The organism is Bartonella sp. CL71SXKL, assembly GCF_042194935.1.
Taxonomy (GTDB): domain Bacteria; phylum Pseudomonadota; class Alphaproteobacteria; order Rhizobiales; family Rhizobiaceae; genus Bartonella.
In genome coordinates this window covers 1-2,108 of the sequence record NZ_JBHINI010000057.1, presented here as the reverse complement: position 1 = coordinate 2,108, position 2,108 = coordinate 1, and the positions used below count along the sequence as shown (strand labels likewise).

Genomic DNA, 2,108 nt, shown 5'->3' with positions numbered 1-2,108 from the left:
TCAGTTTGTGTCTGTAAATTGAACTAACAAACTAGATTATTTTAGTGACTCATAAAACCTATCAAAATAATCATTATAATATTTTAAAAGCACATGCTTCATTTGTCTTTTTTCCATAAAATAAACAGCAAATTTCACTATTTTGCTGATCTGATATCTCTCATGGGCTGTGGATAAACAGCATTTAAAAAACTCTTTTGAAAAAATTATCGGCTTTTTTAGCATTTTTCTGCATTTTTTCTCAATTCATTCAAAATGGATTTAATAAGCTTCGTTTTAATTCTTTTGAAGAGACTTAAACCCCTTATACGAAAACGGAACTCTGTTGTAACAGGGCGTGAACTGGATCATTTGCACGTGAATTATGAAACTGTAAAACCTTATCCCGTAACCTTTAAAAAAGGTAATCCAAAAGTTACAGAGATCTCTAATCCAGAAAAATTCTATTACGTGACTGAAATGAAATTAGCAAAAGCAGGTAAAGAGAAAGATAAAACCACTGTTATTTATAATAACAATATCACAATAACAGATATCCCTCTTGACGCTTGTGAGTATATCGTTAATGGTAAATCCGCTCTTGAATGGGTTATGGGGCGTCAATGTGTTAAGACTGATAAAAAGAGTGGCATTGTTAATGATGCCAATCGTTATGCTGTTGAAACCATTGGCAACCCTGCCTACCCTCTAGAGTTATTTCAGAGGGTTATTACCATAAGTTTAGAGACAATGAAAATCGTTAAGAACTTACCAAAATTAGAAATTAGAGAAACTGAATAGACTTGGCTTGCTAAACTCACAAAGGGGTATAGAATCTTATAACCATAATCTATACCTCTTTTGTTAAGTTGATTAGATACAATCCTAATATGCGTTATTCTAAAAATAAGGCTTTGTACTTTTAAACACTCTTATTGGGATTGCTTTAAGACTTTTAAGAAACCCACTCTTAAATAGAATTAGATTTTTTTACATCGCCTTTAAAAGATTATACCGTAATCTAAAATGATAGCTTTATTAACATCGACCTTGTGGCTAAAATTCGTGATTATGCTGCTATTTTCCTAACTCTACTTTGGGACTATAAGCCCCTCTTTGGCTAGTTTTTCAACAGTTGTTTCAGCAACGCTTACTATGAGATTAGAAAATGATGCAAAAGCATTTCCATCGCTATAGCCTTTTGCTAGCCATATGGTTTCTTTGTTTTTTGTATGGTGAATAAGATAAACACTAACACTTATGGCGGGCTTACTAATATTATATCCACCGGTCACATAACCTGGTGTCGTCTCAGTTTCTATGGTAGCAAAGTTTCCAAATCCCGAAATAGTACTTGTAGAGGTTCCCGGATGATACGTTGGCGGGATATATGTCTGCGATATAGCACGATTATCAACGCTAACTATTAGGACTGCATCTGCGCCTTTATTTGTTATAATTTCCTCTTTCTCGTTATAGGAATAATTACGAGTTAGAGGGAAAAGTTCTAATCCTCTCAATATCTGTACATTGTATTTAGCAAGCGATTTCTCAAAGGTGTCTTCAAGTGCTTTTTGCTCAGAAATAGACATGCCAACACCTCCTATGACCATCTTTTTCGTTTGAAATCGTCCCTTGTAGTTTGGATCAACAATTCCGTTCAAATGTGTTATAGGACCACAAGCTGTGAGTATTAACAAACAAAGTAAAATAAAAAACTTCATCATCATAAACCTTTGATTAATGCAAAAGTCTAATAATGTATTTATAATTCAAATTAAAGATACGATTTGAACTTTTAAATAATTTTTTTAGATTGTTTTGCAAAATTTAAGAAATCCACTCTTAAAGTGAATTAGATTTTTTTACATTGCCTTTAAGAGATTATACCGTAATCTAAAATGAGTGCTTTATTGTTATCAAAAGCTTTGTTTAAAGAGAGTTATGTATATTCATTTTGCTTATAGGTTTTGAAGGTGTAAAAACCGTCAAAACCCCCTCAAAACGTATATTATTAGTTGAATTTATAGGTTGTGTTATCAATATGGGTTGTTTTTTGAAAAATTGATAAAAAATAACATATTGAAATATAATGACTTTTATTTTTTATTGAAAAATATGTAAAGGGG

1 protein-coding gene and 1 pseudogene are annotated in these 2,108 nt (G+C 31.8%); one reads left to right on the top strand and one right to left on the bottom strand.

The features are described 5' to 3' along the window. Positions 1-324: 324 nt before the first annotated feature. Positions 325-780, top strand: a pseudogene (locus ACFILA_RS09380) (type ISP restriction/modification enzyme); the annotation flags it as partial. 290 nt (positions 781-1,070) lie between these two features. Here ACFILA_RS09380 and ACFILA_RS09375 read toward each other — a convergent pair. Next, complete coding sequence (locus ACFILA_RS09375; RefSeq protein WP_375661108.1) at positions 1,071-1,706, bottom strand: hypothetical protein; 636 nt, start codon at positions 1,704-1,706, stop codon at positions 1,071-1,073. Between the last annotated feature and the right edge of the window lie 402 nt (positions 1,707-2,108).

Excerpts from the sequence above, each read along its gene's own strand:
- ACFILA_RS09375 (WP_375661108.1), bottom strand. The coding sequence starts at position 1,706 with ATGATGAAGTTTTTTATTTTACTTTGTTTGTTAATACTCACAGCTTGT.